This window comes from Pseudomonas sp. StFLB209, from assembly GCF_000829415.1.
GTDB lineage: Bacteria > Pseudomonadota > Gammaproteobacteria > Pseudomonadales > Pseudomonadaceae > Aquipseudomonas.
This window is the reverse complement of the sequence record NZ_AP014637.1, coordinates 3129158-3148161: the sequence shown is the minus strand read 5'-3', so window position 1 is coordinate 3148161 and position 19004 is coordinate 3129158. Positions and strand designations below refer to the sequence as shown.

17 protein-coding genes are annotated in these 19004 nt (G+C 60.7%); 4 read left to right on the top strand and 13 right to left on the bottom strand.

The genetic code is table 11. The features are described from left to right. Positions 1-198 precede the first annotated feature (198 nt). From PSCI_RS14005 to PSCI_RS13965, 9 genes are read right to left on the bottom strand one after another with little or no spacing between them, the layout of a single operon-like run. Positions 199-1404: a TerD family protein gene (locus PSCI_RS14005; protein WP_045487781.1), complete on the bottom strand. Its 1206-nt coding sequence runs from the start codon at positions 1402-1404 to the stop codon at positions 199-201. Beyond that, complete coding sequence (locus PSCI_RS14000; protein WP_045487778.1) at positions 1401-1991, bottom strand: TerD family protein; 591 nt, start codon at positions 1989-1991, stop codon at positions 1401-1403. Before PSCI_RS14000 ends, PSCI_RS14005 begins: the two co-directional genes overlap by 4 nt. Before the next feature lie 47 nt (positions 1992-2038). Next, positions 2039-2779, bottom strand: coding sequence for an HAD-IB family hydrolase (locus PSCI_RS13995; RefSeq protein WP_045487775.1), 741 nt, complete (start codon positions 2777-2779; stop codon positions 2039-2041). Continuing rightward, entirely contained in the window at positions 2780-3730 is a 951-nt protein-coding gene (locus tag PSCI_RS13990; RefSeq protein ID WP_045487772.1) for an HpcH/HpaI aldolase/citrate lyase family protein, read from the bottom strand. Beyond that, on the bottom strand, positions 3730-4803 hold the full coding sequence (locus PSCI_RS13985) for a cysteine protease StiP family protein (protein ID WP_045494313.1): 1074 nt from the start codon (positions 4801-4803) through the stop codon (positions 3730-3732). Before PSCI_RS13985 ends, PSCI_RS13990 begins: the two co-directional genes overlap by 1 nt. 37 nt (positions 4804-4840) lie before the next feature. Next, the gene (locus tag PSCI_RS13980) at positions 4841-5599 is read right to left on the bottom strand and encodes a trehalose-phosphatase (protein ID WP_045487770.1); all 759 of its coding nucleotides are present in this window, start codon (positions 5597-5599) and stop codon (positions 4841-4843) included. Then, entirely contained in the window at positions 5592-6725 is a 1134-nt protein-coding gene (locus tag PSCI_RS13975) for a phosphoribosyltransferase domain-containing protein (protein WP_045487767.1), read from the bottom strand. The genes PSCI_RS13980 and PSCI_RS13975 overlap by 8 nt, the downstream gene beginning before the upstream one ends. Positions 6726-6780: 55 nt before the next feature. Beyond that, positions 6781-7923, bottom strand: coding sequence for a trypsin-like peptidase domain-containing protein (locus PSCI_RS13970; protein WP_045487765.1), 1143 nt, complete (start codon positions 7921-7923; stop codon positions 6781-6783). Positions 7924-7981: 58 nt separating this feature from the next. Next, the gene (locus PSCI_RS13965; RefSeq protein WP_045487762.1) at positions 7982-8980 is read right to left on the bottom strand and encodes an ATP-grasp domain-containing protein; all 999 of its coding nucleotides are present in this window, start codon (positions 8978-8980) and stop codon (positions 7982-7984) included. Between the two features lie 158 nt (positions 8981-9138). Here PSCI_RS13965 and PSCI_RS13960 point away from each other — a divergent pair, with 158 nt between their 5' ends. The 4 genes from PSCI_RS13960 (at position 9139) to PSCI_RS13945 (ending at position 14178) form a co-directional block, all read left to right on the top strand. Next, entirely contained in the window at positions 9139-9684 is a 546-nt protein-coding gene (locus PSCI_RS13960; RefSeq protein WP_045487759.1) for a DUF1523 family protein, read from the top strand. A gap of 95 nt (positions 9685-9779) precedes the next feature. Beyond that, complete coding sequence (locus PSCI_RS13955) at positions 9780-10796, top strand: class I SAM-dependent rRNA methyltransferase (protein WP_045487756.1); 1017 nt, start codon at positions 9780-9782, stop codon at positions 10794-10796. Between the two features lie 109 nt (positions 10797-10905). Continuing rightward, positions 10906-13863, top strand: coding sequence for a DUF748 domain-containing protein (locus tag PSCI_RS13950; protein WP_045487752.1), 2958 nt, complete (start codon positions 10906-10908; stop codon positions 13861-13863). Positions 13864-13866: 3 nt separating this feature from the next. Next, complete coding sequence (locus PSCI_RS13945; RefSeq protein WP_045487749.1) at positions 13867-14178, top strand: DUF2845 domain-containing protein; 312 nt, start codon at positions 13867-13869, stop codon at positions 14176-14178. Positions 14179-14335: 157 nt separating this feature from the next. Here PSCI_RS13945 and PSCI_RS13940 read toward each other — a convergent pair whose 3' ends face one another. The 4 genes from PSCI_RS13940 to PSCI_RS13925 form a co-directional block, all read right to left on the bottom strand. Further along, positions 14336-14686, bottom strand: coding sequence for a BON domain-containing protein (locus PSCI_RS13940; protein ID WP_045487746.1), 351 nt, complete (start codon positions 14684-14686; stop codon positions 14336-14338). A gap of 246 nt (positions 14687-14932) precedes the next feature. Beyond that, on the bottom strand, positions 14933-17314 hold the full coding sequence (locus PSCI_RS13935; RefSeq protein ID WP_052483402.1) for a TonB-dependent siderophore receptor: 2382 nt from the start codon (positions 17312-17314) through the stop codon (positions 14933-14935). A 78-nt stretch (positions 17315-17392) separates the two neighbouring features. After that, positions 17393-18355 carry a FecR domain-containing protein gene (locus tag PSCI_RS13930; RefSeq protein WP_084710235.1) on the bottom strand — a complete coding sequence of 321 codons (963 nt, stop codon included), beginning with the start codon at positions 18353-18355 and terminating at the stop codon, positions 17393-17395. Continuing rightward, entirely contained in the window at positions 18352-18867 is a 516-nt protein-coding gene (locus PSCI_RS13925) for a sigma-70 family RNA polymerase sigma factor (RefSeq protein ID WP_045487741.1), read from the bottom strand. Before PSCI_RS13925 ends, PSCI_RS13930 begins: the two co-directional genes overlap by 4 nt. Positions 18868-19004 lie beyond the last annotated feature (137 nt).

Sequence of the window (19004 nt, the reverse complement as noted above, 5' to 3'; positions counted from 1 at the left end):
CGGCACGGCCGCCCCAACACTCTTAATTACGGAATCCACGTGGGCACCTCTAAAAACTACCTGCGTGGCCATCGCGTTGTTGAAATCAGGCTAAAAGTGCTCACTTACAACCCGTAAGCTCCGCTTTTTAGCCTGATTTCGCCTGGCGCTGGCTGCCTCGCCTACGTTTTTAGAGGCACGCACTGACATCAACGACATTCACTTCGAGCCAGCCGCCCAGCGCATACCCCAGTTGTAAGCCTTGTCCATATTGCTGTGGCCGTTATGGAAATCAACCCGGCGAGTCACCTTGACCGCGCCGTTGTCGTTTTCCAGCAGGGCGATCGCACACATGCCCTGGCGACCGCCCTCCTCGTTCAGACGCACCTCGATCGGTGGCTGGCCTGGCACGTGGATCGTGATCACCCCGTCGGTTTCCTTCCAGTTCGGCGCGCCCTCGTAAATGAAGGCGTAGATCAGGATCCGGCGAATCTTGCTCCAGTGGCTGCCATTGATATGCAACCACTCGCCCTCACTGACAGAACCGGTACGGTCGTCGCCCATCAGCTTGATGTACGGCTCTTCCTGCAGCGAACCGAAGGCATTGCCCAGCGCCTGCACCGCGCCCTTGTAACCGTCCTGCAGCTCGAACAGGCAGCCGACATCGAGATCGATGGCATTGCTTTTGAGCCGCGAGAAAAAACCGCCCGAACCTTCGCTGCGGCGGTTCCAGTTCAGGTTGACGCGAATCTCGCCAAAACCGGCACTGGTCTTTTCCAGGCTGATCGAGGCGCGCGTCTTGTCCAGCGTGATCTTGCTCAGGCTGACCGTGGGCTTGGCCGCAGGTGCCGGAGCTGGAGCTGGAGCTGGAGCTGGAGCTGGAGCTGGAGCTGGAGCTGGAGCTGGAGGCTGCACCTCGGGAGCCGCCACTTCAACCCCGAAGTTCTTCGCCAGTGGCTCCAGGCCGCCAGCAAAGCCCTGAGCAACGCAGCGGAATTTCCAGGCGCCCTGACGCAGATAGAACTCACCGAGAATCAGTGCGGTTTCCTGCATGCCAGAGGTGGAAATAGCCGCCTCAAGACCGCCGCTGATGCTCACCTGCAAACGCGAGACCTTATCGAAACTGGCCTTGTTCTCGTGGATGGTTGCGGTCAGTGCAACCTTCTCGATCGCCGGGTCCAGTCGCGCCAGGTCCAGATTGAAGCGCACCTTGCCGGTAGCGCTGTCGGTCAGTTGCACAGCGCCGCCGTTGACGCTGGTCTGGCCGTAGAAACACATGTCCTGGTCGCCACGCACCTTGCCGGTATTGGTCAGCAAAAATGCAGAGATGTCGATTTCCGCGCCTGCCAGAGGCGAGTACTCGACGTCGACCGTCAATGGGCCGGCCGCTACTGGCGCGTTGGCGCCTGGGACAAGTTGGGTCATGCGCGAATCGCTCCAATGGCCAGATCGACCAGATCGTCAGCGGTACGGCCGTTGGTCACCTGACCGACTGCGGTGAAGTCCCAGCCGCTTGCGGTACGGGTCAGGTAGGACATGACCACACCGGTGTGATGGCCTTTCTCGGACAGGTCGAAGCGACCCAGCTCGTTGCGCGAGCCATTGTCGACGATACGGCAATAGGCGTTGGCGACCTTCTCGAAGGTCTGCCCGGTGAACGAGTTGACGGTGAACACCAGGTACTTGACGGTGCCCGGCAGACGCTCCAGGTCGACGCTGATCGTTTCGTCGTCACCGGCGCCTTCGCCGGTACGGTTGTCGCCGGAGTGCTGGATGGCGCCGTCGCGCGATTGCAACTGACGGAACCAGACCAGGTCCAGCGGCTTTTTGTCGGCGTCGAGCATGATGCACGAGGCATCAAGGTCGATCTCGCCACCGCCGCCGAGCAGTTTGCCGAAGAACCCGCTGGCTTTCTCGGGATCCCAGCCCAGGCCCATGCTGACCTTTTTAAGGCCCGTGCCGGCGGTCTTTTCCAGCGAGATTGTCTGGTTTTTTGCCAACGTGAGTGCCATTTTTCGCTCCCTTGAACTACGGTAGTCGGATTAAAAGCGTGACAGCGTTACCGCGATGGCTCATCAAAGCCATCTCGATTGTGTAACTTGGCGTTAATGGCCGCCTTGGACGGGGTCTTGGGCAGGGCCTTGTAGCGCCCCCGCTGCCACGCCGGATGGAAATGTCGCCAGTGGGCATCCTGGGCGGCGGCGAGCAATTCGTGGTCACCACTGGTGTCGCCCCAGGCGCGCACCCGGAACTGGCTCAGCGGGCCGTAAACACCTTCAAGACGGCTGACCTTGGAATCACGTCGGCAATTGCTACCTTCGATCAGCCCGGTCAGCTTGCCATCGACAATCTCAAGGCTGGTGCCGATCAGCTCGACCTTGAGGCGATCAGCAAACGGGCGCAGAACGATTTCCGGCGATGCCGAGCAGAGCGTCACAATGGCGCCCTTTTCAAGCTCGGCTGCCACGGAAACCAAGGCGGTCGGGCGCATCAGGCGATCCCACCACGCGTCGCAGAAGGCTTGGGCCTTTTCCTCGACCCACTGGGCTTCGACGCCGCTGAGGAAAGCTTTGATCAATCGCGCTTTCAACTCGTCGCGGGTCACGCGCCGCGCCAGATAACCGAGACCGGGCAGCACCATGCGCGCCATGCGCGAGGAAAATGTCCGCTGACCGAAGGCGAACTTCAGAAAAGGTACGAAGCTGTCATGCCGGGTCAGGGTTCCGTCAAAATCGAACACCGCCAACAGGCGCTCCTGCACCTCAACTTCCAGATCGGGTTCTATCACTGGCTCTGTCATTTAGCTAACCGCCTCAGCGAGTCGAATGCTGGCATCCACGATTGCAGCCGGCGCCGGCAACACGCCATGCCACTTGGCGCGCTCCATGATGCGGGTTGCCCACTTGTAATGGGTGGCCGGCTCACACATCGCGTCGTTGTACTTGAACACCGCAGCCGCCGCAGAGTTCAATATCATCCGTGCAGAATTCATATCTTCCAGGCTGACCCGCAAGGCGTTCTGGATGGTGGTGATCTGCGAAGGATGAATCGCGGTCTTGCCCACCAGGCCATGGGAGATGTCCAGTGCAAGCTCCTGCTCAAGAATTTCCGGGGTTGCCAGTTGTTCGAAGACCGGCGCGGTCAGGGCAAAACCCAGCGACCCCATGACCCCCGCCAGCATTGGAATCACATAGCCCATCGGCGTGCCATACAGCGTCATGGCCGGATTGCGTCGCAACCCCAGGCACCCCATCAGGTCATTGCCGCCAATGCGCAGGGCAATGATGCGCTGATCGAGACTGCCCTTGAGCGCCTGGCCCAGGTCAGCCATGGCCAGCGGATTGAATACCTCAGGGGTTTCCAGGGTCGGCATCAGCCCCAGCGCCGGATTGGTCACTGCCTGCTCCCAACTGTGCAGGTTGCCCAGCGATAGCTTGGGCACCACGAAACCGTCCACATGGCGCATCAGCGGCCAGTCGTTGAGCACCGCCGCCATCTGCGCATCACGAGGCCGCACGAACAGCAACGGGCCATTTTCGGGACGCCCGCCGACAGTCTCGATACGCAGCAGCACTTCACGCAGGTTATCCAGCGCCGTGGCCACATCAACCGGCGCCACGGCATCTTCCAGACACACCACCAACGAGCGGAGTTCGGGAATCTTGCGGCCAAATACCACCTCGAGGATATCTTCCCGGGTGGCCGGCATGTAGAGGGTCGCGCCCAGCGCATAAGGCGAAAAAAGGGCCATCAGCTGAGACTCCGAATAATGGTTGCCGCCCGATAGGGCCCCAGCGCAGCGCCAACCTGCTCGACCGGGACGCCCGCCCGTTCGGTCAGATGCAACAGTAGCTGCACGTCACTGTCACGCTTGTCGCGCACCAGTACATGATCAGGTACCCGGCGCATGACTGCCCGCGTCGCTTCCGCAATACCCGGTTTGATCCGGTTGAAGTTGCTCACTGCAAACCGCGCCGCCAGACCATCAATGGCCTGCCCCGCCGCTGCCTGCAACTGCCCAGCCTGGTCTGCCGACCATGGCTGCGCCGTGGTTACGGCAGGCAATTGCCGACGCAGACCGTCAATCCGGTCGACAAACGGCCGGGTCACGTCGTGGGCCTGCAAATGATCGTAGACCACGCAACCATGCAAACCGGCCTCAGACGGCCAGATGGAGCGCGAGACCAGCCCGGAAACGGTAGCACCGAGAATCCCGGAAGGAATGACCCAGTCTTCGGCGGAGGCCGCCAGCCAGGCGCGGCCGCAGGGATCGGCGAGCACCACCAGCCGGGGCGGCCCGCTGAAACGCGGGTCTTGCGCCAGGCTACGTTGTACCTCAGCACTGATTGCGCCTTTGCCGGTCCAGCCGTCGACGAACACGATCGACTGCGCGCCATGAGCCTCGATGATCGTCTTCAGGGCAAGCTGATCGATGCCCCGGTCGCGGATGATACTGATGCCGTAATGACAGGTCTGGCGCCCCAGGTCGCGCAGGGCGCGGCCCAGCAGCACGCCCAACGGCAGGCCGGCACGCACGAACGACACCAGCACGATCTGCGGCCCGTGGCACTCCCGGTCAAGGGCTTGGGCAAGTGCCTGGACATCTTCGGCCATACGCTGACCGTTGTACGCCAGGGCGCGCTCGTATAGCTGCTGGTGCTCAGGCGTCGGCGCCTGTTCCTGGCTGATCATTTCCGAATAGTGCTTTTGCCGGGTCTGGATCAACCGCTCTTTTTCTTCGACGCCGGTGACTTCGATGTCGACACTGCGCAGCAGAAACTGCACGTCGTCCTCACGGTAGCTGCCGCTGCCGACGGTGGGCATGCCCTGAATCGGACCGCGCACCGGGCCGTGCCGCGGGTTACTCACCGGTCGCCTCCAGAAACACCCGGGCCAACTGACTGCGGGCCGGGGTTGCCCACCAGTGACATTCGTTCATGAAGTCCAGGTCAGTGATGCTGTCGCCAAAGCCCAATACCGGGCGCTCGCCATGCACCGCCCGGTCGCGGCGCAACCATTCCTGCACGGCATAGCGCTTGGCCAGACCATCGGGCAGGAATGCCAGGTTGTTGCCATTGCCATGCACATGCATGCCGTCGAGCAGGCCACGGGTCTGAACTTCAGCCAGCACCCGCTCAAGGATCCGGTCGTCGCTTTCGTTGTGCTTGGTGACGACGTAATGGAACAGGCGCGCCTCCTCCACCACCCAGCCGCGCAACGAAAAACCCAGTTCCTGACCAATCGCCAGGGTCGCGGCGCACAGCTCGTGCAAACGCATCTGATAGCCCGCCAGGGTTTGCTTCATCTGCTCGTTCCAGTCCTGATCCACTCGGCCGCCGGCATCGAGCATCACCCCGCCATGCGAGCAGATGGCGCCCTGCGTGAATGGCAGCTTTACCCGGCTGTAGGCCTCGACACTGCGGGCGGTCACCGGCACCACGTCGGCATTGGCCAGCATCCAGTTGACGAACGATTGCTGCACGTTGGTCATGTAGCCGTTGGGGTTACCGCTGATATCCACGGTCGCAGGGTGCTTTTCGATACCCGGCGCGGTCTTGCGCGCGGTCTGAAACAGCGTGTCGTCAAGGTCGACGAGAATCAGAGGGCGTGGATTACTCATCACAGATGACCTCGGCATTGAGTGCTTCGACCAGTTCGGCCGCGACGGCCTGAGCCGGTGTTTCGGTGCAGATCAGTACCCGGTCGTAGTGCCCGGGGCGGACGTTGTAGAGAAAATTGGGAATCCCCAGCCCGTAGTTGTCAGCGAACGACAAGGCATGCCCGATGGCATGGCCCAAAGCAATCGGCGACCGGCTGGTGGAGCTGAAATGCACATCGGCACCGGCCCGCTCCAGCCGCTCAGCCAGCAGGAACGGCCGCCAGACAAACTCACTGGTGCCTACAACAAGGATTTTCTCCCCGGCCTTGACTTGCAGGTCCGGCGCCAGGCTGTCGTTGACCGAACGCACGCCCAGGCGGCCCCAGTCATTATCTGCCGACAATGACCAGTCACCCGCCGCCACGGTGCCTACCTGAGGCATTTCAGGCAATGGCGCCTCAGGGTCTTCGGCAAAGTGATAGTTACCCTGCAGCAGCGAAACCTGCTCGGTCTGCACGTTCGCGCTGCGGCTGACCGCCCCTGCCGACCAGTCGGTCAGCACACAGGTCACCAATCGCTCGATACGCGTCAGGCCGGCCTCGACCAGCGCGTGATGTAGATTGATGAAGGTCTTGCCGGTCGAGGCTTCGTCATCGACCAGCACCAGCGAAAGCGCGGCAAGCATCATTTCACGCAGGTCCGGGTCGACAGGCTGGTGAATCAGGTGAGCACTGGCATGGCTGTGCTCTTCTTCGAAACGGGCGAACAACTCAGTACCAGTTGGATGCCGGGTGCTGACCATGTACAGCACATCGTCGCGGGCCTGGCTGTAGGCGCGGTGCACCCCGGCACCAAGGCCGACGGCAGTCTCTGCCATGCCGATGATCAGGACCGGCCCCGGCAGGTCCGCAGGAATCCGCGCTGCAAGGTCTTCGAAACTCTGCTGCATGACCGCCGGGCGCACAGGAATGTGCCGGCCCAGTACTCGCGAGACGAACAGAAAGGCACGCTTGGGGTTACGCCGCTCGGCAAAACCGAACAGCGAATCAGGGGCAATGGAGGAGGCATCCACCGTCACATCGAGGCGTCCACGCATCAATTGGGCATGCAGCATGGTCGGTTGGGGAAGCGCCTGACGGCTGTTCATCGATCAAATCCTGGTTGGAGAAGCAAGTGTATCGGGGTGTACCGACCAATCGGAGTCAGCTACGGGAGGCTTCGACCAGCCATAACGCCGACTGTGCGGTACGGGATATTTCAGTTGTGCTGTAGGTTCTTTCCGGGCGCAGCAACGTCGTTGGTACCCGACAGGCTTGTAGAAACGCCACCAGCAGCGCGGATTTGACTGCAAAGTTCATATTCTGTGCGTCCGGCACGCTGGAGGTGACCATGCCGACCACCGCGCCGCCGCTGTCAAACAGTGGACTGCCACTGGAGCCAGGCTGGATCGGTGCGGTGAATTGCAACAGGCTGGCATCGCTGTGCAGGCCGAACAGGCTGGAAATACCGCCTTGGGTGACCTGCAGGCTGCCACCGGAAATCGACGCCAGCGGATAGCCCAGTGCAACGACATTGTCACCCGCCTCGCAGCCCGGCCCTTCGCGAAACGGCAATGAGTGGAGCGGCGAAGCCCCCTGCACGCGCAGCAAGGCAATGTCATTGCGTCGGTCAACCACCACCGGTTCGACCTTGTAGCGGCCTTCCAGAGAGCTGATATGCAGTACGCTCATGTCTTCGATGACATGCGCGCAGGTCATCAAGTGCGCCGGCCCCACCACGAATGCCGTGCCGGTCGCTGACTGATGTCGCGGTTCGTTCTGGCCACCGCTATTGGCACCGCGCCGCGGGTGGTAATCGCTGACCGTCAGGCCGATGTTGCGCCCGAATGCTGCCAGGCCATAGGCCGAGCCTTCGCTCAGGGCACGAAATTTCCATTGCTCATTGCGGCGATAGAACTCACCGATGATGATCGAGGCTTCGCCGTTGTCGCGCAGGTCAAGGCGATACTCGATGTCGTTGTCGATCTGCAGGGCCAGGCTGTTGACTTCACTGACCGGGCCGGCCGCTGCATAGACATAAACCATCAACAGCACCCGGTCGCTGCCGCCCGGAAGGCTGTTGAGGGTCAAGGTGCAGCCGACGTTTTCCGGGCCGCCGCTCCATTCCATCCAGCGCTGCTCATCATGCAGCAACGCGGCGTCGCCGGTAGGCTGGCGCTTCTCGTTGACAGGCAGCAGCGCAACGGCGGCAAAGTCGCCGAAAACCGAAGCCTTGCCGCTCTCCAGATTCCAGGAGCAGCGGGCATTGGCAAGAGCGATGTTTGCGCCAGGTGCCAGCACTTTCATACCGGTCCTCCTTGATGGGCTGAAAGACTGACTAATAGTAAAAATCTATTATTTACGATCACGCGAGAGCCCGTACAGCCACCGTAATGGCCTTCACGCGCATATTTGGCAACCAATTTGTTTCCGGTTCTTTCAGGCCGAGACGTCGACACGCAAAAATACCGGGCAAGTTGACGCCTGTTTCACGGGTATAACCGATACCGCCGGAGTAACGCGGGTTGATTTCCAGCAGGTGCGGTTTGCCCTGCGCGTCATCGCGGGTCTGGACATTGACCAGGCCGTCGCAGCCGAAGTGCTCGGCTGCCTGCATCGCCAGCTGCACCGCTGGCGTATCGCGTTCAAAACTCTGATGCAGGCCCTGCTTGCGCCGGCCGACCCCGGTAATCACCTTGCCGCCTTCACAGATCAGGTCCACCGAACACTCACTGCCCGCCATGTACGGCATGACCAACATCGCAGGGCGCTCGCCAGGTTGCCGGTAGGCCTGCAGATAAGCGTCGAAGGTGGTCTCACGCGCATCAGGGTTGGCAAAACAGCGGAACGCGTCAACGCCGTCCTTGAAGCGCCAGAAGCCATGACCAAAGATGCCGACCGTTGGCTTGATGCATACCTCACCGTAAACACTCAACGCGGCGTAGGCCTCTTGCAATTGCTCGGCATTGGTTACCGTGATGCCCGGTATACAGGCCAGCCCGGCCTGCTCGGCGGCGGCGGTAAAACAGCTCTTGTCGTCTACGCTGTGGAAGGTTTGCGGCGACAGGCCGCCGGTGACCAGATCGAGGTCGGCTTCAGCGAAACGCTGACGATGGTTTTCATAAACACTGCCAATGCGTCCGGCCACCACGACCTTTACCCCCAGTTGCCGGGCCGTGCTGATCACCCAGTCGACCCGCTCGGCGCTGTTATGGGGTTCGCGCAGGGCGATGTCAGCCTGGCTGGTGATCTCCGGACGCTCCTGGCGATGCGAGGCAACGATACGTACCGACGCTGGCAAGGCTTCGCGTGCGCCCATGATGATTTCACGTTGGCTGGACTGCCCTTCCAGGAACCAGATCATGCAACTCTCCGTCGTTTGCAGCCATCCGTGATGGCCTTGTCGAATTTTGTAATAACTGATTTGCTGCAAAATACTGGAATTCAAGCAAAGTCGCGCGATTTCTAGTAGAAAGCCGCAGATTCCTGACACTCAAGCAATTCTTCAAAGAGGACAATGACATGAAGTGGCTCAGACGGTCGATCTGGCTGGTGGTTTTTCTGGTTGTGGGCGTGGGCGCACTGAGCCTGCATTACCTGCTGCCACGGCATGATGTGGTGCTGGTCACCGGCGTTGAAGTCAAACGCATGGACGCTGACGGCGTGATCAACGCCGAGAATCCGGCAGACGGCCCGACCCGTGACGTTTACTTCATTAACACCGAAGACCCGCAAACCAAGAAAGTCGTGGTTTACCGCAACGAAGACACCGGCTGGAGCTTCCCGTGGTACTTCAAGTTCGACTCGGCCGACCTGCAGGCCAAGGCCCAGGGCTACTCGCGTGACGCACAGCAACTGGTCCTGATCCGTCATTACGGCTGGCGTATCCAGATCCTGTCGATGTTCCCCAACATCACCGCCGTTGAGTCGACCAGCAGCCGTGACGAGCCCTTCCCGGTGTTCAACACCGTGTTCTTCACGGTGCTGATCCTGATCGTGCTGTTCAGCGCCCTCTTCATCCGCCGCCGGGTGCGCAAGCCACGTGTCGATGGCGTGGTTCGCAGCTGACCGCTCCTGCATGCCGGCACGCAGAGCCCTCCGTGCCGGCTGCGTAACTGATAAACTCCCGCGCCTCATTCCTGTTCCTGCCCGAGGCGCTTTGCATGTCCTTCCTGAACCAGGCGCTCAGCGTCGCCCTCGACCGTCGTCAAGCGCTGCTGGCTGAACTGCATGCGCAAGGCACCGATTGCTACCGGTTGTTCCATGGCAGCCAGGAAGGTGCCGCGGGTCTGACCATCGACCGCTACGGCCCCCAACTGCTGATTCAGAGCTTCCATGAAAGCCTGGCGAGCGATGTCGTACCGGGGTTGATCGATACCGTCCAGCGCCATCTTGGGCTTGAACTGCTGCCGGTGTACAACGACCGCTCGGGCGGCAACTCCAGGATTGATCGCCAAGACAGTGTATTTCAGGCCAGCGAAGCGGCCTTGCAGGATGGCGTCGGCCATGAAGGCGGCTTGAAGTACCGGGTCCGTGCCCGGCACGCAGGCCAGGACCCGCTGCTGTTTCTCGACCTGCGCAATGCCCGCAGCTGGGTGCGCCAACACAGCGCCGGCAAGAGTGTATTGAATTTGTTCGCCTATACCTGCGGGGTCGGCCTCAGCGCAGCAGCCGGCGGCGCCCGCGAGGTGTGCAACCTGGATTTCGCCGAGGGCAACCTGGCCGTCGGTCGTGAGAACGGCACGCTCAATCCGCAACTGCCACCGATGCAGTTCATCCAGTCCGATTACTTTCCGGCGATCCGTCAGTTGGCGGGCCTGCCGGTCACCGCCCGGCGCGGGCAGAAGCTGCCAGCCTATCCGCGTCTTTTGCCACGCCAATATGACCTGGTTCTACTCGACCCGCCCGCCTGGGCCAAGAGCGCCTTTGGTACGGTCGATCTGTGGCGTGATTATCAAAGTCTGCTCAAACCGGCACTGCTGGCGACTGCCGAAGATGGCGTGCTGATCTGCTGTAACAACCTTGCCAAGGTGCCGATAGATGAATGGCAAGAACAGGTGCTGCGTTGCGCGGAAAAGGCCGGACGCCCCGTGCGCGAGTGGCAAGTCATCCGACCGGCCGATGATTTTCCGTCACTGGATAATCAGCCACCGCTCAAAACCCTGGTTCTGCAGTTCTGAAGGCAGGCAAATATAGGGAATTTTCCTACAAAGCTGGTCGGCACTGGCTTGTGAACCGAAAGCGCATGCCATACTCCAAGCACCTCCTGCCAGAGAGAGCGCTGCACCAATGCCCAAAGGTCTTAAACGTATTATTGGCGCCCTGGTGGCGGTCTTCGTGCTGTACAGCCTGCTGGGCTTTTTTATCCTGCCGGGCATCGCCCTGCGCATTGCCAATCAGCAACTGGCCGAGTACGCCAGCGTACCGGCCCGCATCGAGCGCCTGGAGTTCAACCCCTACAGCCTGGAACTCAAGCTCTGGGGGCTGAATATCGGCACACCGGGCCAGGAGCAGGTAGCCCTGGAAAAGCTCTACGCCAACCTGCAGATCGACAGCCTGTGGAGCGGTGCCCTGCATTTGCTTGACGTCGAGCTGGTAAAGCCGAAGACCGAACTGCTGTTCGACAAGAGCGGCCAATTGAACCTCACGCAGTTGTTCAAGCTGCCTGCCACTGAGCCATCGCCTGCAGCCGAACCTGCTGGCAAGCCCTTTGCCCTGCGCATTGACCGCATCAGGCTGGTCGATGGCTACCTGCACTTTCGTGACCTGCGTCCCGGCGAGCCGATCGAGTTTCTCTACGACCAGTTGAACCTGGAACTGAAAAATCTCAGCACCCTGCCTGAAGACAATACTGATGCCACCCTGGTGGCGGCCGGCCCTGATGGCGGGCAGATCGACTGGCAGGGCCGCTTCAGCCTGGCGCCGATTGCCTCCGAAGGCACCCTCAAGGTCACCGACAGCAAGATGAAACTCTGGTGGCCCTATGTACGTGACGCCGTGCCGCTGGCATTGCAGGATGGCCGACTGAGCCTGGAAACCGGCTACAAATTGAATCTGGCCAAGAACACTGAGCTGCAACTGAGCAACATCCGGGCAAACGTGACGGCCCTGGCACTCAACGCCCCAGATGGCCGTTCACTGGTGCGTTTGCAAAACCTGGAGGTCAGTGACACAAGCCTGGATCTGGTCAAGCAGCAGGTAGTAGTCGGTAAAGTGCGCAGCCAGAAACTGGAAACCTGGGCGGCCCGTGAAGCAGACGGGCAACTGGACTGGCAGAAACTGTTCGCCGGCCAGCCTGCCCCCAAAAAGCCCGCCGCCGCCAAACCCGCCGCTGACGACAAAGCAGCCGAGCCTGCGGCGCCAGTCGCACCGGGCAAACCCGCTGAAGCTTCGCGGCCCTGGCAGGTGCTGGTGCGCGATGTACAACTGCGCAACTATCAGGTCCATCTCGCCGACCGGGTGCCAAGCGACCCCGTTGCTCTGGAACTGGGCCCGCTGAATCTCGACCTGCAAAATTTCGACAGCCTGAACAAGTCGCCCTTCAAGGTCAGGCTCGATACCGGCCTGGGTAAGCAAGGCAAGCTGACCGCCGCCGGCGAAGTGAATCTGGCCCCGGTCAGCGCCAGGCTCAATGTCACCAGTGAAGACCTCGACCTGCGCATCGCTCAAGCCTATATCAGCCCGTTCATCCGTCTGGAACTGCGCAGCGGCATGCTCGGTAGCGACCTGGCAGTGGATCTCAAGAGCACCGAGCCGCTGGCCCTGAGCGTCACCGGCAAGGCGCAGGTCAATCAGTTGCACGCCCTCGACACGCTCAAGCAGCGTGACTTCGTCAAATGGCAGCAACTGCTGCTGGGCGGCCTGAACTATCAGCATGGGCAAAGCCTGTCCATCGACCGGGTCGATCTGCAGCAACCCTATGCGCGCTTCATGATCAACGAAGACCGCACCACCAACGTCGATGACTTGTTGATCCCACAGCCGGCCGAGCCAAAAACCGCTACCCGCAGCAAAAGCAGCGCCAGCGCCAGCGCGCAAAAGCCGCTGGGTATCCGGGTCGGGGAAGTGAACATCAATGATGGCTCGGCGTACTTCGCTGACTTCACCCTGACGCCGAACTTCGCTACCGCCGTGCAACAACTCAACGGCCGGATCGGCCCGATCGATAACAGCCACAACAAGCCGGCCCCCGTCAACATCCAGGGCAAGGTCGACCGCTACGCCCCGGTGGTCATCCACGGCAGCCTCAATCCGTTCAACCCGATGTCCAGCCTGGACATCGCGACCAGTTTCAGACGCGTCGAACTGACCACGCTGACCCCTTACTCGGGCAAGTTCGCAGGCTTTCGCATCCGCAAGGGCCGGCTGAACCTCGACCTGCATTATCAAATCAGCGAAGGCCGGCTCAAGGCCGAGAATACGGTGCTGGTCGAACAGTTGCAGTTGGGCGAGAGGGTCGACAGCCCGGATGCCCTGGACCTGCCGATTCGGCTGGCGGTGGCACTGCTCAAAGATCCCCAAGGGCGGATTTCTCTGGAGCTGCCGGTGGAGGGTGACCTGAATAACCCGCAGTTCAGTGTCATGCCGATTGTCTGGCAGACCCTGCGCAATCTGGTGGTACGCGCCGCCCAGTCGCCGTTCAAATTTATCGGTGGGCTGGTGGCCGGTGGTGGCTCGCAGGATCTGGGCAGTATCCAGTTTGCGCCTGGCGCCAGCAGCTTGTCAGGTACAGCGCAACAGGCGCTCGACAAACTCGCCGCGGCCCTCAAGGAGCGTCCGACACTGCGTCTGGAAATCGAGGGCACCAGTGCCCAAAGCAGTGACGGCCCTTTGATCGCACGCCAGCGTCTGGAGCGTGAGTATCAATTGACCTACTACAAGATCATGCAGCGCCGCGGTGACAAGGTCCCGGCCAACGCCAGCCTGTTGCAGGTGCCGGAAGACGAAAAGGCGCCGATGCTCGAAGGCATTTATCGCGCCCGGCTCAAGCAGCAACCACCGGCACAGTGGGAACAGCTTGATCAGGAAGCCCGCACCAATCAGCTACGCAATGCCATGCTGCAGTTCTGGAGCAGCAATGAAGTGCTGTTACGCGAGCTCGGTCAGGACCGGGCGAGCAGCATCAAGGATTATCTGGTGGGCAAAGCAGGACTGGAAGATGATCGGGTGTACTTCATCGACGCGCAACTCGGCAAGGCCCAGGCCGATGGCCAGGTCATCACCCCCCTGCATCTGGACAGCGAATAACCCATGAGCCGCTCTTTGACCTGCGCCATCCTGACCCTGACCGTACTGTTGACAAGCCCGGCACAGGCCTCAACCATGCGCTGCGGCAGCCAGTTGATCAGCGTCGGTGACCATGCCTTCGAGGTCGAAAGAAAGTGCGGCACGCCAGTCAGCCAGGCGGTGATCGGCTCGAAGGAGAGCTTTAGCGGCAACTATCGGTATTCGGAACAGGTACGAATCGAGGAGTGGATCTACGGCCCTGATCACGGCATGTATCGTTACCTGCGCTTTGAAGGCGGACGATTGATACGCATTGACAGCAAGCGCGGCCAATAGCGCCAGTGACTTTTCAAGACTCGAAATAGAACAGGCCCCGACTCAAGAGCCGGGGCCTGTAATGGCCACATCCATATGGCCGATCGCATGAACTTTCTACACCAGGTTCCGGCCTCCCTGGCCAGAACCCGCGTCAGATGCTCATAGTCGAACCGAATTATTCAGCTTTCAGCGCTTCAGCAGTCACCGACTTCACGCCTTTGATGTTCTTGGCGATGTTCACGGCAGTTTTCTTCTGAGTCTCGGTCACTTTGACGTCCGAAGAGAGGGCAACCACGCCGTTAGCGGTTTCTACTTTGATGTCAGAGCCCGGAATGCCTTTTTCGGTCAGCAGGTCGGCTTTCACCTTGGTGGTGATCCAGGTGTCGCTGCCTTCTTGCTTGGCGTTTTCAACAGTCGTGTTGGCAGCCAGCATCAGCGGAGCCTGAGTAGTGGTCTGGGCGAATGCGCCACCGGTCATGGACAGAGTCAGAGCAGCGGCAGCAGCAGCGATAGCGAACTTCTTCATACGATGAACTCCTGTTTTTCTGAAAAACCGCGCCAATGTCTAGCGAGGGTTAACAGGTATATCGCAAGCGCTGTGCCAACTTTTTAACCCTTATAATTTCGTTATTAATCAACAAGTTAAAAATTAATTATAATTTGCGCATCGTGCAGATTGCCCGCTCGGCCGCTCAGGACGCTTGCAAGTTGCAAGTGTTACACCCAGCTGACAGGTTAATCCTTGAGCAGCTCAGCGGCTGGCGAATCAGATCTAGAAGCCCATGCTCAGAGTAGCGGTCACGGAGGCCGGTTCGCCGGCATAGTTACCGGCACTGGCGACCGTCTCGATGTAATCGCGGTCGGTCACGTTGCGGGCATTGAGCGATACCCGCAACTGTTCATTGATGTCGTAGAACAGGCTCATGTCGATGCGCGTATAACCGCTGGCACTGTAGTTGTTGGCCAGGTTGCCATAACGCTTGCCGGCATAAATCACCCCAGCGCCCATACCCAGGCCTCGCAGTGGGCCGTTCTGCAACTGGTAGCTGGACCATAGCGAGCCACTGAGCACCGGAATACCTTCCAGGCGATTGCCTTCTTCAAGTTGGGTGTCCTTGATCAGCTTGGCATCGAGCACGGCCACGTTGCCGATCAGGTTCCAGCCATCGCTGATCTCGCCGCTTACATCCAGTTCGAGGCCGCGCACCCGCTGCTGACCGGTCTGGATCGAATAGTTGCTATCGGCAGGGTCTGTGGTGGACAGGTTCTCGCGACGGATCTCAAATGCCGAAAGGGTGGCACTCATGCGCTCGGGAGTCAGCTCGTACCTGGCGCCGATCTCGTATTGTTCGCCGGTTTCCGGGTCCAGCACGCTGCCATCGCGGGTCAGCCGGTTTTGCGGCGCAAAGGACGTGCTGTAGCTGGCATACAAGGCCAGCCGGTCAGTCGGCTGATAGACGATGCCGGCCCGCGGCGAAGTGTCCGACGGCTCGATATTGATATCGCTGTAGCTGCCGGTTGCCGTGTAGTTGCGGTTGCGCTGCTCGACCTTGTCCCAGCGCACACCAAGCAGCAGTTTCCATTGCTCACTGAGGTCAATCTGGTCCTGCAGATACAGCCCGTAGCTGTTCTGCCGCACCCGAGTGTCTTCACCAAAGCTGAACGGGCCAGGCTGTGCGCCATGCACAGGGTTGAAGATGTCCAGCGCTGCCAGATTGGCGCGCAGCATCCGCACTTGGCGCCTGCCATTGACCGTCTCGAAGCCACCCAGCACTTGATGTTGCAGCCCCCACAGCGATAAATCGGCAATGGCTTCGAACTGGGCACTCAGCGAACGGGCCGACTCGTCGAAATCCGTAGCTCGCCGATTGCTCGTGCGGCCATCGCTTTGCAGCGATTGCTGAGACACGTTGAGCATGTGCTTGCTCGATTCATCCCAGCGAGTGACCTGACGCAGGGTCAGCCAGTCGTTGGCTTGATGCTCGATGCGTACCCAGGCAGCAGTCTTGTCGCTTTCAGCTCTGGACCAGGGTTCTTCAAGAAACAGTTTATGCCGCGAGTCGACCTTGCCATTGAGCGCCAGCAGGCCGCGGTCGTACTGGGCGTCGGTTTCGGTGTACTCCAGGCCCATCTCTACCCGAGTGAGCTCATTTGGTTCCCAGAGCAACGTCGGCGCGATGAAGCGCCGGTGGCTGTCGCGGTACAGGTCGCGGAAGCTGCCCTCGGTCTGCGTCGCAATGGCCAGCCCGCCGGCCAGAGCATGCTGGCTGTCCAGTGGACCGCTGAGGTAGGCCTGCAAGCGGCGCATGTCCCAGGAACCGACCTGCGCCTTGAGCTGGCCTTGCGGCGTATAGGTCGGCTTGCGGGTCACCAGGTTGATTAAACCGCCGGGGTTGCCGCGCCCGTACAACACCGAGGCCGGCCCCTTGAGCACTTCAACGCGCTCGATGTTGCTCAGGTCGCTGAGGATTTCCGGGCGGACCACCAGCGAGTTGGTCATCATCCCGTCCACCGCATAAGTGGTGTTCTGAAAACCGCGAATGAAGAAGCTCTCGGTAGTGCCGCCGTGAGTGTTGCCGCGCTGAATACTGCTGACGTTACTCAAGGCATCGCCCAGGCTGGTGATCTGTTGATCCTCGATCACCTGGCGGGTGACCACCTGAATCGACTGGGGGATATCGCGCAACGGTGTGTCGGTTTTGGTTCCGGTAGCGCTGCGCGCCGCACTATAACCTTCGACCGTGCCAATCGCCTGGCTGCCTGAATGCTGCCCGGAAATGTTGGTGGCATCGAGCTGCAGTGCCGAACCGTTGGCCGGCAACGCACGCAATGTGTAGGTGTTGCCAGCCTGTGGCACGGCCTCAAGGCCGCTGCCACGCAGCAGTTGCCCGAATCCCTGACTGATCGTCCACTCGCCTTTGAGTGCGTCACTGCGCAGGTTCTGGGTCACGACCGGGTCAATCGGTAGAGTCACCCCGGCTTTGGCAGCGAAGGCGGCGAGGCTTTCGCTCAGCGGGCCGGCGGGAACATCATAGTACTGCGTACCTTGCTGGGCATGGCTCTGCGGCGCCACGGCGATGCAGCTCAAGGCCAGCGCCGGAGCGCCGATGGCCCTGGCGAGCAAAGCGACACGAAACAGCGATGATGCGGGCATGAAGGGGGTTCCTGATGGCGTGTAAGTGCGTTTTCAGGAGGGAGGACACGCCACCGGCAAAAAACACGACAGGGTTTATCAACTTTTTTGCAGCGGCCCCAGCGTGACCCAATACCGCGTCACATAACTGACCTTCACCGGCAGGGTCAACGCCACTGCCGCCAGGACGCTGTCAGTGTCCTGTAGCTGGAAGGCACCGGAAATCAACAGCCCGGCCACTTGCGGCTCACAGCGGGTCCAGCCACGCCGGTAGCGCCCCAGCTCGGCGACAAAGTCAGCCAGCGGCATGCGTTCGACCCGCAGCACGCCGTCCAGCCAGTCAATGCCCCGCACCGGCTCAGGCAACGCCTGGACCGTGCGGGTCGTGACACGCGCCTGCTGGCCGGCAGCGACGTCCAGACGCACGCCAGGCGCCTGGTGCGGCACGACGGCCACCTGCCCCTCCAGCACTTGCAGCAGGTCGTGGTCAGCCAACTGGCGAACCGAGAACTTCGTGCCGATCGGCCGGTAATTGCCAAGCCCGGACTCCACCGAAAACGGTCGGCCATCGGCTCGGCCGGTGGTGACGAAAATCTCGCCTTTGCGCAGCACCAGCATGCGCTCAGCCGGCGTGTAGCGAACGTCGATGGCACTGTCGGTATTGAGTTGCACCAGGGTGCCGTCAGACAGGCTGACGGTGCGGCGCTCGCCTACGCCGGTACTGATATCCGCCACCAGCGAAACCACCGCCGGGCTGCGCGATGCGGCAAAGCCCAGCGAGCCGACGACGATCATGGTGGTCAAGCTCTTGAGTGCCAGGCGCCGTTTAAGGTTGGCACTGCGATACAGGGTCGAGCGCCCGACTGCCGGAGGAATACTCTGCAGTTGTTCGCTGAAGCGGTTGGCCAGTTGCCAGGCACGCTCGTGCTCGGCGTGCTGGCGTCGCCAGTGGGCGCAATTCTGGTGATCCTGCTCGGTTACGTCCGCAGCCTGCAGCCGCAGGATCCATGCCGCCGCCTGGCGAGCAATCTCACGGTCAATCGGGACAGTCTTTGCACTCAAAGCCATTCACTCGAAGCCAGGACGATACATTCCTCGAAACCTTGTAACAGATAACGCTGCACGGTACGCACGCTGATATTCAAGGTCAGGGCAATTTCTTCCTGGCTATAGCCCTCGATCTGCGACATCAAGAACGCCTGACGGGCCTTGGCCGAGAGCCTGGAAAGCACCTGATCGACCTCATTGAGGGCTTCGAGAATGGCAGCCTGAGACTCAGCGCTGGGCGCCTGTTCGTCCGGCAAGCTGGCCAGCGCATCGCGCCAGGCATCTTCCAGAGAACGACGGCGATACAGATTGGCCAGCAGACGCTTGGCAATGGTCGCCAGATAGGCGCGCGGCTCACGCAGATCTTCAGCCTGATGCGGGACACTCAGTACGCGCAGAAAAGTATCCTGGCTCAGGTCTGCGGCATCACTGCGGTCATACACACGACGGCTCAACCAACCGGTCAGCCACGCATGATGAGCGGTGTAGAGGCGTTGGACAGGCGCATAGTCTGCAGGTGTGAGCATGGAATGAGTAAGCTTTACTGATGAGAATGCATCTCAGTTTATACAGTCCGGCCCGGTGCCAGCAATCGTCGTACAACCTCTCAGGCTGATTGCAGCAAAATCTGCAGGCGAAAAAAATCCGCGCTCATTGCTGAGCG

Bases quoted from the DNA above. Each gene is read 5' to 3' on its own strand.
- PSCI_RS13995 (WP_045487775.1), bottom strand. From the start codon at position 2,779: ATGACAGAGCCAGTGATAGAACCCGATCTGGAAGTTGAGGTGCAGGAG.
- PSCI_RS14000 (WP_045487778.1), bottom strand. From the start codon at position 1,991: ATGGCACTCACGTTGGCAAAAAACCAGACAATCTCGCTGGAAAAGACC.
- PSCI_RS13950 (WP_045487752.1), top strand. From the start codon at position 10,906: ATGCCCAAAGGTCTTAAACGTATTATTGGCGCCCTGGTGGCGGTCTTC.
- PSCI_RS13965 (WP_045487762.1), bottom strand. From the start codon at position 8,980: ATGATCTGGTTCCTGGAAGGGCAGTCCAGCCAACGTGAAATCATCATG.
- PSCI_RS13970 (WP_045487765.1), bottom strand. From the start codon at position 7,923: ATGAAAGTGCTGGCACCTGGCGCAAACATCGCTCTTGCCAATGCCCGC.
- PSCI_RS13960 (WP_045487759.1), top strand. From the start codon at position 9,139: ATGAAGTGGCTCAGACGGTCGATCTGGCTGGTGGTTTTTCTGGTTGTG.
- PSCI_RS13935 (WP_052483402.1), bottom strand. From the start codon at position 17,314: ATGCCCGCATCATCGCTGTTTCGTGTCGCTTTGCTCGCCAGGGCCATC.
- PSCI_RS13980 (WP_045487770.1), bottom strand. From the start codon at position 5,599: ATGAGTAATCCACGCCCTCTGATTCTCGTCGACCTTGACGACACGCTG.
- PSCI_RS13940 (WP_045487746.1), bottom strand. From the start codon at position 14,686: ATGAAGAAGTTCGCTATCGCTGCTGCTGCCGCTGCTCTGACTCTGTCC.
- PSCI_RS14005 (WP_045487781.1), bottom strand. From the start codon at position 1,404: ATGACCCAACTTGTCCCAGGCGCCAACGCGCCAGTAGCGGCCGGCCCA.
- PSCI_RS13955 (WP_045487756.1), top strand. From the start codon at position 9,780: ATGTCCTTCCTGAACCAGGCGCTCAGCGTCGCCCTCGACCGTCGTCAA.
- PSCI_RS13990 (WP_045487772.1), bottom strand. From the start codon at position 3,730: ATGGCCCTTTTTTCGCCTTATGCGCTGGGCGCGACCCTCTACATGCCG.
- PSCI_RS13925 (WP_045487741.1), bottom strand. From the start codon at position 18,867: ATGCTCACACCTGCAGACTATGCGCCTGTCCAACGCCTCTACACCGCT.
- PSCI_RS13985 (WP_045494313.1), bottom strand. From the start codon at position 4,803: ATGCCCACCGTCGGCAGCGGCAGCTACCGTGAGGACGACGTGCAGTTT.
- PSCI_RS13975 (WP_045487767.1), bottom strand. From the start codon at position 6,725: ATGAACAGCCGTCAGGCGCTTCCCCAACCGACCATGCTGCATGCCCAA.
- PSCI_RS13945 (WP_045487749.1), top strand. From the start codon at position 13,867: ATGAGCCGCTCTTTGACCTGCGCCATCCTGACCCTGACCGTACTGTTG.